Origin of the sequence: Pseudomonas sp. 1D4 (assembly GCF_001728925.1) — a bacterium.
Taxonomy (GTDB): Bacteria; Pseudomonadota; Gammaproteobacteria; order Pseudomonadales; family Pseudomonadaceae; genus Metapseudomonas; species Metapseudomonas otitidis.
Window position 1 is genome coordinate 1 of record NZ_LXJQ01000035.1, and the last position, 13249, is coordinate 13249.

A 13249-nucleotide genomic window follows, 5' to 3' on the forward strand; every position below is an offset into this window, starting at 1 on the left:
GCCTGCTGGCGGAGTACTTCGCCTTCCCCGACAAGTTCGCCTTCTTCGACCTGCCGCTGCTGCCACCGGCCAGCGGCGGGCGCGACTGCCAGGTGCTGATCGCCTTCGACCGCGCCCCAACGGGCCGGCCGCACCTGCAGGCCAGTGAACTGCGCCTGGGCTGCGCCCCGGCCATCAACCTGTTCCCGCGCACCTCCGAGCCCCTGCGCCCGGACGGTACCCGCAGCGAATATCGCCTGGTGGCCGACGCCCACCGCGAGCGCAGCGTGGAGATCCACAGCATCCGTAGCGTCCGCGCCGCCACGCCACAGGGCGTGCGCCGCGTGCCGGCCTACTACGGCCACAGCCATGCCGGCTCCGGCCTCTACTGGCACGCCCGGCGCGTCCAGGGCCTGAACCCGGCACGCCCCGGCAGCGACCTGCTGCTGAGCCTGGTGGACACCGCCTTCGACCCGCTGCACGACGCCCCCGAATACAGCCTCACCGCCGAGCTGCTGTGCACCAACCGGCACCTGGCCGAGAACCTGCCCGCCGGCACCCGCCTGGGCTTCGAGCGCCCCGGCCCGGTGGCCCTGGCCAGCCTGCTGGCACCGCCCACGCCACAAAGCCTGCCGCGCCTCGCCGGCCCCTCGCGCTGGCGCCTGGTGTCCCAGCTCAGCCTCAACCATCTGTCTCTGGTGGAAGGCCCCGAGGCCCTGGACGCCCTGCGCGAACTGCTGCACCTGCACAACCTGCGGGACGAAGCCGGACCCCGGCGCCAGGTGGATGGCCTCGTGGAACTCACCAGCGAACGGGTGGTGGCGCGGGTCGGCGAGGACGCCTGGCGCGGCTGGCGCAACGGCCTGGAGGTACGCATCCGCCTCGACCCACAGCACTTCGCCGGCAGCAGCGCCGTACTGTTCTCCGCCGTGCTGGCGCAGTTCTTCTCCCTCTACGCCACGCCCAACCGTTTCGTGCGCACGGTGCTGGTGGATCACGACAAGGAGGTGCGGACATGGCAGCCCCAGGCCGGCAAGCCCCTCAGCCTCTGAGCCAGCGCCTGCGCGACCGGCCCCAGGCCTTCGAATTCCTCCAGGCCCTGTTGCTGCTGGAGCGCGAACGCCCCGACGCCACGCCGCTGGGCCAGGGCAGCAGCCCGGACGACGAGGCCCTGCGCCTGCGCGGGCCACTCACGCCAACCTTCGCCGCCAGCCAGGTGGAACGCCTGGAGGAAAGGCCGGGGCAGCCCCCTGTGCTGAGCACCGCCGTATTCGGCCTCGGCGGCCCCGACGGCCCGCTGCCCTACGCCTATCAGGAATGGCTGCAACAGCGGGCCCGCCACAAAGACCACGCCCCGGCGGAATTCCTCGACCTGTTCCAGAACCGCCTGCTCGCCCAGCTCTACCGCGTGCTGGGCCGGCATCGCCTGGCCCTCGGCTTCCAGCCGCCCGAACAAGCCCCCGTGCAGCCGCCGCTGCTGGCCCTGGCCGGCCTGCTGCCGCGCAGCCTGCAACAGCGCATGGACCTGCCGGACGCCGCCATCACCGCCCGCGCCGCACTGTTCAACGGCCCGCGCCGCTCCCTGGCCGGCTTCGCCGTGCTGGTGCGCCACCAGTTCGGCGTGGCGGTGGACTACGAGGCCTACCAGGGCGCCTGGCGGGAGATCCCCCCGGCCAGCCGCAGCCGCCTGCAACGCGGCGGCCGCAACCTCGGCCTGGGCCGCAACGCCATCGCCGGCACCCGGGTGTGGGACGAGCACGCGGGCATCCGCCTCACCCTCGGCCCGCTGGGCACCGAACAGGCCAATGCCTACCTGCCCGGCGGCGCCCAGCACCGACGCCTTGCCGACCTCGCCGGCCTCTACCTCGGCCCCGACCTGGATTGCCACCTGCGCTTGCTGGTGCGCCCCGGCGCGCCGTTGCGCCTGGACCGCCAGCAACCGCCGCGCCTGCGCTGGAGCGGCGGCCTGCACCTGGCCGCCGCAAGCACCCTGCAACGCATCGATACCCGCCTGCGCCACAGCGATAGCGGCCTGCCACACAAGGAGACGCCCTGATGGAACTCGCCGCGCTCATCGGCCGCCTCAACGCCGACAGCCGCCGCGCCCTGGAACGGGCCGCCCAGCGTTGCCTGCAACGCACCCACCACTACGTGGAGATCGAGCACCTGCTGCTGGAGCTGCTGGATATAGAAGGCGGCGACCTCGCCTGGCTGCTGCCGCGCTTCGGCCTGGAGCGCGACGCCGTCGCCACCGAGATCAACCGCGCCCTGGAACTGTTCAAGGCCGGCAGCACCCGCACCCCAGCGCTCTCCACGCAGACCATCGGCCTGCTGGAAGACGCCGTGGTACAAGCCAGCGTGCAAGGCCAGACGAGCATCCGCTCTGGCCTCTTGCTACTCGCCCTGCTCGATCGCGACGAGCGCCGCAGCCTGCTGCTCAACAGCGCCTCTTCGCTGCTGCGCATCCCCCGCGAAGCCCTGCGCGCCAACCTGCTGGAATGGACCCAGACCTCCCGCGAGCACAGCGGCGGCCCCGGCCCGGCCGGCAAGGCCCGCCCCGCCCAGGAAGCGCCCCAGGACAGCGTGCTCGACCAGTACACCCAGGACCTTACCGCCGACGCCCGCGCCGGACGCATCGACCCCATCGTCGGGCGCGACGGGGAGATCCGCCAGAGCATCGACATCCTCCTGCGCCGGCGGCAGAACAACCCCATCCTCGTCGGCGCCCCCGGCGTCGGCAAAACGGCCGTGGTCGAGGGCCTGGCCCTGCGCATCGCCGCCGGTGACGTGCCGCCGCCCTTGCAGAACGTCATCCTGCGGGTGCTCGACCTCGGCCTGCTGCAGGCCGGCGCCGGGGTCAAGGGCGAGTTCGAGCAGCGCCTCAAGGGCGTGATCGACGCCGTGCGCAACAGCGAGCAGCCGATCATCCTGTTCATCGACGAGGCCCACACCCTCATCGGTGCCGGCGGCAGCGAGGGCGGCAGCGACGCCGCCAACCTGCTCAAGCCGGCCCTGGCTCGGGGCGAGCTGCGCACCCTGGCCGCCACCACCTGGCTGGAATACAAGAAGTACTTCGAGAAGGACCCGGCCCTGGCCCGCCGCTTCCAACTGGTGCAGGTGGAGGAGCCCGACGAGGCCACCGCCGTGGAGATGCTGCGCGGCGTCGCTGCCAAGCTGGAGCAGCACCACGGCGTGCAGGTGCTCGACAGCGCCATCCATGACGCAGTCAAGCTCTCCCACCGCTACATCTCCGGTCGCCAGTTGCCGGACAAGGCCATCAGCGTGCTCGACACCGCCTGCGCCCGGGTCTCCCTCGGCCAGCACGACGTGCCGCCACCGCTGGAAAGCCTGCGCCACCGTCAGCAGGCCCTGGGCGAGGAACTGCAGCGCCTGCGCCGGGAACAGGCCACCGGGCTCGACCACCGCGAACGCATCACCGCCCTGGAGCAGGAGTCCACCGGCAACCAGGCGGCCATCCGCGAGCTGGAAACCCGTTGGGGCGAAGAGCGCGAAGCCGTGCGCGAGCTGCTGGAAGCCCGCCGCGAACTGCTGGCCCTGAGCGAGAGCGCCGACGCCAGCCACCCCGACGAAGCCCTCGACGAGCGCATCGACCACCTCGCTGCCGAACTCACCCGGCTGGAGGCCGGCCTCGACGCCATCCGCCAGGACGACCCCCTGGTGCCCGAGCAGGTGGACTCACGCACCGTGGCCGCCGTGATCGCCGGCTGGACCGGCATCCCCATCGGCAAGATGCTTGCCGACGAAGCCTACGCCGTGCGCACCCTCGGCCAGCGCCTGGGCCAGCGGGTCATGGGCCAGGACAGCGCCCTGGGCACCATCGCCCAGCGCATCCAGGCCTACCGCGCCGGCCTCACCGACCCGGCCAAACCGGTGGGCGTGTTCCTGCTGGTGGGCCCCACCGGCGTCGGCAAGACCGAAACCGCCTACGCCCTGGCCGACGCCCTCTACGGTGGCGAACGCAACCTCATCAGCATCAACCTCTCCGAGTACCAGGAAGCCCACACCGTCAGCCAGCTCAAGGGCGCCCCGCCCGGCTACGTCGGCTACGGCACCGGCGGCGTACTCACCGAAGCGGTGCGCCGCCGCCCCTACTCCGTGGTGCTGCTGGACGAAATCGAAAAGGCCCACCCCGACGTGCTGGAAGCCTTCTACAACGTCTTCGACAAGGGCGTGATGGAAGACGGCACCGGCCTGGTGGTGGATTTCAAGAACACCGTAATGCTCGCCACCAGCAACGTCGGCGCCGAACTGGTGCTGGACACCCCCACCGACCAGCTCGGCAGCGACGCCTTCAACGAACGCCTGCGCAAGGTGCTGCTACAGGCCTTCCGCCCCGCCTTCCTCGCCCGTATGACCGTCGTGCCCTACCGCCCGCTGGATGAAGCGACGCTGGAAGGCATCGTCCTGGCCAAGCTGGAAAAACTGCGGGAACGCTACAAGGCCGCTACCGGCAAACAGTTCGACTTCGACCCCGCCATCGTGAAAGCGGTGCTCGCCAAGTGCAGCGCAGCCGGCGCGCGGGATATCGAGAATGTGCTGATGGCGCAGGTGACGGGGAAGTTGGCGGAGTGGGTGTTGGAATAAGGTATGCAAAACAAAAATACATAAATGGGATGAGGTATTACAAATATGGCAGGAGACTTGATACTCCCCTATGTCACTGACGAGACGCTGACCACATTGACGGATGCGGGCGGTTCTGTTGGCAGCGAGGTACATCACGCCGATAAATACTCTAAAACTGCATGGGACGTACTGGAAGCTAGGCTCCACGAATCCAAATCAGGAATAACAACCAACAACAGAGTCGGCCTTCCTCCGCATTTCTATATTTCCTTCAGCCTGTCCAACTACAAAGGCAGCGGCCAAGTGGAGTTCAAGAAATTGATAAAACAGGCCACTCGACCACTAACGATCGTTACCAGCCACCCCGGCCTGGGTGACTGGAACACAAAGAGAATCGACGAAGTTTCGGCAGAAAAGTGCTTCCACGAAGCGCTACAGAGAGCCTCCATCACACTGGAAATATATGGATATGACAACAAGCCACTAATAAACAGAACAACAGGCACCATCAACGGAAGCATAAGCTACATGAAAAAAATAAATGAACACTAAAAATCAATCTAACCATTCAACCCAAACAGGCCAGCACAACTGACACCCCCATAAAACAGGAAGGGAAAAATACAATTGGCACGCCCATTAAAAAACCCTTCAACCTAGGGTAACTCTTGATAGACCAGACATGGTCAAGCCTGTGCTCACCACCAACGGCGCACCTAGAAAATTTAGAGGAGATATCAAGGCAAAACAATGAAGGCAAAAACTCAAACCCGGATGTTATGTATCGCAACAATCACTAAAGACTCATGGAGAACGAATAGATGCCAAAAGTTGATCCAGCCCCACTTGACATCATCGGATATCGAGGAGTCTCCCTGAACGGCATTGATTATCGATATATTTTTAGCCGCGGCTTCGAACAAAAAAGGGATGCTTTTACCGACGACCCTTACGACATGTATTACATCAGTCGCCTAGACGACCCTTCACCACGCAGCGGCGATATGGCATCCATCTCGGCAAACTGTGTATCCACCAAAATTAGCGCAGCTGCGCTTTTTCCGAACAATACAGATATAGAGTGGACGTGGATCTTCGCAGTATATGTAGCCCAAGGCTTCAATACCTATGAGCAACAGCAACTCGACGCATGGGAAATAATCAATAGAAAGCCGGAAATATACGGGACCTACTTAATGGACCGTGTCACTTGGCCTATTCACGCTGAAGAATTTGCTGCAGTCTCTATTCCAGGCAGGCATGTACTGGGATGTGTCAGGTGCCAGAGAATCTGGCTAGGTAACGACTGGAAACTAGGCGGGCAATACATATTGGATGACACTCTCTACTGGAACACAGCGAACATTGATACTGCGCTAGACGCGGACCGAGTTGGCAGGGTGAAAAATTTTATAAAACAGGAGATCAGGACTCACAGAGTCGGACAACTCCCCATGACAAACGAATAGCACGTTAGCTTGTAGCGGGAAATCAACTTCGAGCGATTGAAAATGATGAACCTCACATCACTTGCCGAAGAAACCAATCACATAGAATCAGGCACTGCACAAGCAATATACTAATATTTTCACCATTCACCACCCAAGAAAAACCTACCTCATGGATAACATCTACAAAGTTTCCAATCACAAAAATCACAGCAGAAATTACACATGAACATCATGAGCTGGAACATTAAGCAGTTCAACTACAACCCTCAGAAAGATGAAAACGAACAAATAGCTCGAATATACCAAATAGCCGAAATAGTACGCAGTCGAGATATTGACATCCTCGCAGTACTAGAAGTTCGGCCATCGATAAAAAGCCCTCTATTCGGCGAATCATATGACAATAGCCAAGGAGCATTAGCAATCACCCAACTAAAAGAAATACTTGGCGGGCAATGGCGCTATGCCTTGTCTGGAGGAAATGCGCACAAGGAGAGCAATAAGGGCGAACTGTATGCTTTCCTGTGGCGCTCCGACCGAGTAACCCCCTTAAATGAACCATCACTTATAAATACAGATGCGCAACAAAATATACTCCCATTCAAGAACCGTGTTCCAGCGATGATGCTATTTGGAGAGAACAACTCTAAACAGGTTTTTGCCATCATGGTCTATCACGCCCCTAACCCAAGCGAAATGAGCAGCAAGGAAATTGGCTATATAAAGAAACTTGCTCACATCCAAGAATTCCCAACAGTCCTTTGCGGAGATTTCAATATGGACACCAAGAATGTGTCCACCATTCTGCAGCCAGAGTTCAATCTAGCGGTCACCAATGAAACCAGCCTCCGCATCAAACCCACCGGTACTGATAATCCCTATGACGCTATCTTCTATCACGGACTAACCCTGCAATCAGCTGGCGGGGACAACCTCTTAGTTACAATAGAGAACACTCTGAATATGACCATTACCACGGCCCAAGAAATAAAATCTATCAAGCACTATACATCCGACCACGCACCGGTATGGGCCCAATTCTCACTCACCCAAAGAAAATCAGAACATAATGCACTTATCAACCAACCAGCGGGATAGAGAGTTTTAACCCAAAAAAATCGCTCTAACTCCGAGGAAGTACCGACAAAAAGGGGAAATATCTATTAAGGCCCTAACTGCTCCAAAATAATTCTGCCCCTGGGGGATTTGCCCCTTTTGACGTCGGGCGTATGCATGTCTTTAACCGTATTTATTGGAAGTAAAAATGCCCCGCCCCACTGACACAACCACCAGCCTCTCCCTCAGCGCCTCCGCCCTGACGGATCTCTACCCCCAGACGCTTTCCGGGGACGAGGCGTTGAACGAGTTGGGCAGCCTGACCCTCAATGGCGACAGCGCCACCGCGCTGACGTTGAGCAGTGCCGTGGCCACGCATATCACCGCCACCCTCCACAACGACGCCAACCAGCGCCCCCTCGACGCCCTGGCCGCAGAAATCCGCCAGCTCCCCGCCGATGCCACCGCCGACCGTTACCAGGTGGTGCTGCGCCCCTGGCTCTGGTGGCTGACCCTGGCCAGCAACAACCGGGTGTTCCAGAACCTGTCCACCAGCGACATCGTCACCACCATCTTCAAGGCCCATGGCTTCACCGATTTCAAGCTGTCGCTCTCCGGCAGCTACGAGCCGCGCGAGTATTGCGTGCAGTACGGGGAGACGGATTTCGCCTTCGTTTCGCGGCTGCTGGAGGAGGAAGGGATCTTCTGGTTCTTCACCCACGAGGACGGCAAGCACACGCTGGTGTTGGGCGACAGCAGTGATGCCTTCGTGCCGATTCCCAACGGGCCGAAGGTGCCCTACCTGGGCCAGGGCATCGGCGTGCGCGAGCTGCATGGCATCCGCTCGGCGCAGTACAGCGTGCAGGCGGTGAGCGGGGTATACAGCGCCACGGACTACGCCTTCACCACCCCCACCACCTCGCTCTACAGCAAGGCCGAGGCGGTGGCCGGGCCGTTGTCGATGTACGAGCACCCGGGCGGCTACATCGCCAAGGCGCGTGGCGATGCGCTGACCAAGCAGCGCGTGGACGGGCTGCGCAGCCAGGAGAAGCGCCTGATCGGCGAGAGCGACTGCCGCTGGCTGGTGCCCGGCCACTGGTTCACCCTCACCGGGCATGACGACGCCAGCCTTAATATCGACTGGGTGGTGACCGCCGTCACCCATGACGCCAGCCACGAGCACTACCGCAACCGCTTCGAAGCCATACCCAAGGCCACTGCCTACCGCCCGCCCCGGCTCACGCCCAAGCCGCGCATGCACACCCAGACCGCGCAGGTGGTGGGCAAGGCCGGCGAGGAGATCTGGACCGATCAGTACGGCCGTATCAAGATCCAGTTCCCCTGGGACCGCGACGGCAAGAATGACGAAACCTCGTCCTGCTGGGTGCGCGTGGTGCTGCCCTGGAGCGGCAAGGGCTTCGGCATGCAGTTCATCCCACGCATTGGCCAGGAGGTGATCGTCACCTTCATCGATGGCGACCCGGATCGCCCGCTGGTCACCGGCTGCGTCTACAACGGCGACAACACCCTGCCCTACGCCCTGCCCGACAACCAGACCCAGTCCGGTATCAAGACCAACTCCTCCAAGGGCGGTGGCGGCTTCAACGAGCTGCGCTTCGAGGACAAGAAAGACGCCGAGGAAGTCTTCCTCCAGGCGCAGAAGGACATGACCGTCAACGTGCTCAACGACAGCACTGCCACCATCGGCCATGACGAAACCCTCACGGTGCAGAACGCCCGCACCCGCACGGTGAAGGAAGGCGACGAGACCATCACCCTGGAGAAGGGCAAGCGCACGGTGACCATCCAGACCGGCAGCGACAGCCTCGATGTGAAGGACAGCCGCACCGTCAGCGTCGGCGCCGACCAGACCCACAGCACCGGCGGCAACTACAGCCACAAGGTGAGCGGCAACTACGAACTGACCGTGGACGGCAACCTCACCATCAAGGTGACCGGCACCCTCACCCTGCAGAGCAGCGGCGACTTCACCGCCAAGAGCGACAAGAACCTCACCACCCAGGCCGGCATGGCGCTCACCGACAAGGCCGGCACCTCGCTCACCAACCAGGCCGGTACCTCCCTGGACAACAAGGCCGGTACCACCCTGACCAACGACGCCGGCGTCAGCCTCACCAACAAGGCCGCCGCCGAACAGACCGTGGACGGCGGCGGCATGCTGACCCTCAAGGGCGGACTGGTAAAGGTCAACTGAGGCGCCCATGGCCAACGGCAATCTCGACCTCACCCGTGGCGACAGCCGCCTCCAGGGCCGCCTGGAAGAGGGCGCCCTCGACGGCCCGGTGCGCATCCAGGAGGCCGGCCGTCCCCAGGCCCAGCTTCTCTATGCCAACGGCGTGCTGCATGGCACCAGCACCCTCTACCACCCCAACGGCCAGGTGTCGGCGCTGCTGCCCTATGTGGACGGCCGCCTGCAGGGCGTGGCCCAGTACTTCGCCGCCGAAGGCGGGCTGCAACGCAAGGTCGGCTACCGCCAGGGGCTGATGCACGGCGAAGCCAGCAGCTACTACCCGGACGGCAGCCTGGCCGAACTGGAGCTGTACCGCGATGGCGTGCGCGACGGTCTCTACCAGCGCTTCCACGGCAACGGTCAGGTGGCCCAGCGCAACCGCTACCTCAATGGCAAGCCACTGGACCAAGGCCAGGGCTTCGCCGAGGACGGCCGGCCGCTGGACGCCGAGGGCAAGCCGATCTCGCGGCTGCGCTGGTGGTGGAAGCGCTGGAGCGAATCGAGCGAGGTCTGATCCGACCTTGAGCGATACCTAGGGGATCAGCATCTGCATCTGGCCCGGCATGGCGACCTTGATCACCCCCGCCCAGTTGCACATCAGCATGCAGTTGGCATCCAGCGAAGGCATGTTGCCCAGCAGCATCGTCGGCGCCCCCGGTATCCAGGGCGACATCGTCGCGGGGATGCACGGCATCGGCGTCAGCACGCCCAGTGCGGCAGCGGTGGCGGCGGCCACCATGGGGTTGGCCAGACTCTGGCACATGCCGAAGGGCATGATGTTCACCAGCGGGATGTGATCCATGATGTTCGCCGCCGGCATGTTGTTGGTGAGCGTCCGGTTGACCGGCAGCACGTTCAGCACCGACGGCGCCACCCCGAAACTGCATTGCAGCGTCGCCCCGCTGCACACCTGCGGACATCCCATCGCACACCCTCCTTTTGCTGGTCGGCAAAGACTCTAGACCAGCGCCCCGACCTCCACCAGAGCCCCCATGCCGCTTTTTCGCCGACAAACCGGCGCAGCATTCCGTATCGCAAAATACGATACAGAATCTGGAACAAGACACCTCCTTCGCCCCCAACCCAACGACCAAAACCCTCGCCCCAGAGCGTCACACCACGCTCAAGGCCCAGGAAATACGAAGCATGTACGGCTCAGGCATTGGAGCCAGCCACCCGCAAAGCGATACACGACCAGAACACGATACATATTTTTATGTTTGATATTTGATTTCGTATCATTTAAAAAGAGCGCCATGGCCCTCCCACGAACCCTGCATGGCTGGAGAACGGCATGTACGCACAATTGGTAGAAACCGGCGCCAAGCGCGTGAAGGCGCTAGACGAGATGTCGCCCGAGGAGCGCGCCTTCCAGGAGCGGATCGACGCCGAGATCAAGATCGAGCCGAAGAACTGGATGCCCGACGGCTACCGCCAGACGCTGATCCGGCAGATTTCCCAGCACGCCCACTCCGAGATCGTCGGCATGTTGCCGGAAGGCAACTGGGTCACCCGCGCGCCGACCCTCAAGCGCAAACTGCAACTGATGGCGAAGATCCAGGACGAGGCCGGCCACGGCCTGTACCTCTACAGCGCCATGGAGACCCTCGGCGCCTGCCGCGACGAGGAAGTCGCCAAGCTGCACGCCGGCAAGGTGAAGTACTCCAGCATCTTCAACTACCCAACACTGAACTGGGCCGACATGGGCGCCATCGGCTGGCTGGTGGACGGCGCAGCGATCGTCAACCAGGTGGTGCTGCAGCGCACCTCCTACGGCCCCTACTCCCGCGCCATGGTGCGCATCTGCAAGGAGGAGTCCTTCCACCAGCGCCAGGGCTACGAAATCCTCCTGCACATGATGCGCCACGGTAACCAGGCCCAGCGGGACATGGTCCAGGACGCCATCAACCGCCTCTGGTGGCCGGCACTGATGATGTTCGGCCCGAGCGACGCCGACTCCCCCAACAGCGCCCAGTCCATGGCCTGGAAGATCAAGCGCCAGAGCAACGACGAGCTGCGCCAGCGCTTCATCGACCAGACCGTGCCGCAACTGGAGTTCCTCGGCTGCACCGCCCCCGACCCGGACCTGAAGTGGAACGAAGCGCGCGGTCACTACGACTTCGGCGAAATCGACTGGAGCGAGTTCTACGAAGTGCTCAAGGGCAACGGCCCCTGCAACCACGAGCGCCTCGCCACCCGCCGCAAGGCCATCGAGGATGGCGCCTGGGTACGCGAAGCCGCCGTGGCCCATGCCCGCAAGCAGCGCGAACGCAGCGCCGCCTGACCTGACGACAAGAAGGGCGCCGGCACGACCCGGCCCCATGAGGAGATAGCCCCATGAGTGAGTGGACCCTGTTTGAAGTGTTCGTGCGCAGCAAGCACGGCCTCAACCACAAGCATGTCGGCAGCGTGCACGCCGCCGATGCCCGCATGGCCATCGACAACGCCCGCGAGCTGTACACCCGCCGCAACGAGGGCGTGAGCCTCTGGGTGGTGCCCTCCGCGCTGATCACCGCCTCCGCCCCGGACGAGAAGGAGCCGCTGTTCGACCCCTCCCAGGACAAGGTCTACCGCCACGCCAGCTTCTACGAGCTGCCGGCCGAAGTCGGCCACATGTGAGGCGCCTGCCATGACTGCCAAGCACGATCTCATCGACCTCCTGCTGCGCCTCGGCGACAGCGCCCTGATCCAGGGCCAACGCCTGTGCGAATGGTGCGGCCGCGCCCCGGCCCTGGAAGAAGAACTGGCGCTGATGAACGTCGGCCTCGACCTGGTGGGCCAGGCCCGCAACTGGCTGGACTACGCCGCCGAACTACTGGACGACGGCCGTGACGCCGACCACCTCGCCTACCGCCGGGACGAACGCGCCTACCGCAACCTGCTGCTGGTGGAGCAGCCCAACGGCGACTTCGCCGTCACCATGACCAAGCAGTTCCTCTTCGATGCCTGGCACTTCCAGGTGCTGCACGGCCTCTCCGCCTCCGCTGACGAACGGGTTGCCGGCATCGCCGCCAAGGCGCTGAAGGAAGTCACCTACCACCTGCGCCGCTCCAGCGAATGGGTGCAGCGCCTGGGCGACGGCACCGAGGAAAGCCACCAACGCATGCTCGCCGCCGTGAGCGCGCTATGGCGCTTCAGCGTCGAGCTGGTGAATGCCGACGAGGTGGAGCGGCGCCTGTTCGAAGCCGGCATCGCCCCCGACCCGCAGCAGGTCGCCGCCGGCTGGCAGGCCAAGGTCGCCGACGTATTCGCCCGTGCCACCCTGCCGTTACCGGCGCCGGCCAGCCCCTTCTACCTCTCCGGTCGCAAGGGCCTGCACACCGAGCACCTGGGCCTGCTGCTGGCCGAGATGCAGTTCCTCCAGCGGGCCTACCCCGATGCAAGCTGGTGAGCTGATCGCCAGCGACCGCGCGCCCCTGGGTGCCGGCGACATCACCCTTGCCTGGCAGGTGCTGGACGCGGTGATGGACCCGGAAGTCCCGGTGGTCAGCGTGGTCGACCTCGGCATCGTGCGGGCGCTGAAGCGCGACGGCGGCCTGCTGCATGTAGTGGTCACGCCCACCTATTCCGGCTGCCCGGCCACCGAGGTGATCGAGCGGGACATCGAGCAGGCGCTGCTGCAGGCGGGCTTCGTCCCGCGTCTGGAGCGCCGCCTGACGCCCGCCTGGACCACCGACTGGATCAGCGCCGAAGGCCGCGAACGGCTGCGCGCCTACGGCATCGCCCCGCCCGAAGGCAGCGCCAGCAAACGCAGCCTGCTCGGGGAGGCGCCGGAGATCCGCTGCCCGCAATGCGGCAGCGCCCACACCGAACAGCTCAGCGAATTCGGCTCCACCGCCTGCAAGGCCCTGCACCGCTGCAGGGACTGCCTGGAGCCGTTCGATTACTTCAAGTGCATCTAGGCGGGCGAGCACGAACGGCGGCG

The 13249-nt window shown here is 63.7% G+C and carries 13 protein-coding genes; 12 read left to right on the forward strand and 1 reads right to left on the reverse strand.

What is annotated here, in order from left to right:
- The 8 genes from tssF to A7D27_RS17585 form a co-directional block, all read left to right on the forward strand.
- Positions 1–1031: type VI secretion system baseplate subunit TssF (tssF, locus tag A7D27_RS17565; RefSeq protein WP_139134120.1), on the forward strand; the 1031-nt coding region annotated here is incomplete at its 5' end.
- Positions 995–2035 (forward strand): type VI secretion system baseplate subunit TssG, encoded by a 1041-nt coding sequence (gene tssG / locus A7D27_RS17570; protein WP_069562767.1) that lies wholly within the window; start codon positions 995–997, stop codon positions 2033–2035. The genes tssF and tssG, both read left to right, overlap by 37 nt.
- Complete coding sequence (gene tssH / locus A7D27_RS17575) at positions 2035–4584, forward strand: type VI secretion system ATPase TssH (RefSeq protein WP_069565585.1); 2550 nt, start codon at positions 2035–2037, stop codon at positions 4582–4584. Before tssG ends, tssH begins: the two co-directional genes overlap by 1 nt.
- Before the next feature lie 45 nt (positions 4585–4629).
- Entirely contained in the window at positions 4630–5118 is a 489-nt protein-coding gene (locus A7D27_RS27955) for a hypothetical protein (protein WP_139131205.1), read from the forward strand.
- Between the two features lie 269 nt (positions 5119–5387).
- Positions 5388–6035 carry a hypothetical protein gene (locus A7D27_RS27960; protein WP_139131206.1) on the forward strand — a complete coding sequence of 216 codons (648 nt, stop codon included), beginning with the start codon at positions 5388–5390 and terminating at the stop codon, positions 6033–6035.
- Between the two features lie 204 nt (positions 6036–6239).
- A complete protein-coding gene (locus tag A7D27_RS27965) occupies positions 6240–7115 on the forward strand; it encodes a hypothetical protein (protein ID WP_139131207.1) in 876 nt (291 codons plus the stop codon).
- Positions 7116–7281: 166 nt separating this feature from the next.
- The gene (gene tssI / locus A7D27_RS17580) at positions 7282–9288 is read left to right on the forward strand and encodes a type VI secretion system tip protein VgrG (RefSeq protein ID WP_069565586.1); all 2007 of its coding nucleotides are present in this window, start codon (positions 7282–7284) and stop codon (positions 9286–9288) included.
- A gap of 7 nt (positions 9289–9295) precedes the next feature.
- Entirely contained in the window at positions 9296–9838 is a 543-nt protein-coding gene (locus A7D27_RS17585; RefSeq protein WP_069565587.1) for a toxin-antitoxin system YwqK family antitoxin, read from the forward strand.
- Between the two features lie 18 nt (positions 9839–9856).
- Here A7D27_RS17585 and A7D27_RS17590 read toward each other — a convergent pair whose 3' ends face one another.
- Complete coding sequence (locus A7D27_RS17590) at positions 9857–10249, reverse strand: DUF4280 domain-containing protein (protein ID WP_069562771.1); 393 nt, start codon at positions 10247–10249, stop codon at positions 9857–9859.
- Positions 10250–10618: 369 nt separating this feature from the next.
- Between A7D27_RS17590 and paaA the strand changes: the two genes are divergently transcribed.
- Genes paaA through paaD form a run of 4 tightly spaced genes read left to right on the forward strand, consistent with a single transcriptional unit; the run spans position 10619 to position 13226 of the window.
- Positions 10619–11608 (forward strand): 1,2-phenylacetyl-CoA epoxidase subunit PaaA, encoded by a 990-nt coding sequence (gene paaA, locus A7D27_RS17595; RefSeq protein WP_044404043.1) that lies wholly within the window; start codon positions 10619–10621, stop codon positions 11606–11608.
- Between the two features lie 53 nt (positions 11609–11661).
- Positions 11662–11943, forward strand: a complete 282-nt coding sequence (paaB, locus tag A7D27_RS17600; protein ID WP_069562772.1) for a 1,2-phenylacetyl-CoA epoxidase subunit PaaB — start codon at positions 11662–11664, stop codon at positions 11941–11943.
- Positions 11944–11953: 10 nt separating this feature from the next.
- A complete protein-coding gene (gene paaC / locus A7D27_RS17605; protein WP_069565588.1) occupies positions 11954–12715 on the forward strand; it encodes a 1,2-phenylacetyl-CoA epoxidase subunit PaaC in 762 nt (253 codons plus the stop codon).
- Entirely contained in the window at positions 12702–13226 is a 525-nt protein-coding gene (gene paaD / locus A7D27_RS17610; RefSeq protein WP_069565589.1) for a 1,2-phenylacetyl-CoA epoxidase subunit PaaD, read from the forward strand. The genes paaC and paaD overlap by 14 nt, the downstream gene beginning before the upstream one ends.
- The last annotated feature ends 23 nt before the right edge of the window (positions 13227–13249 follow it).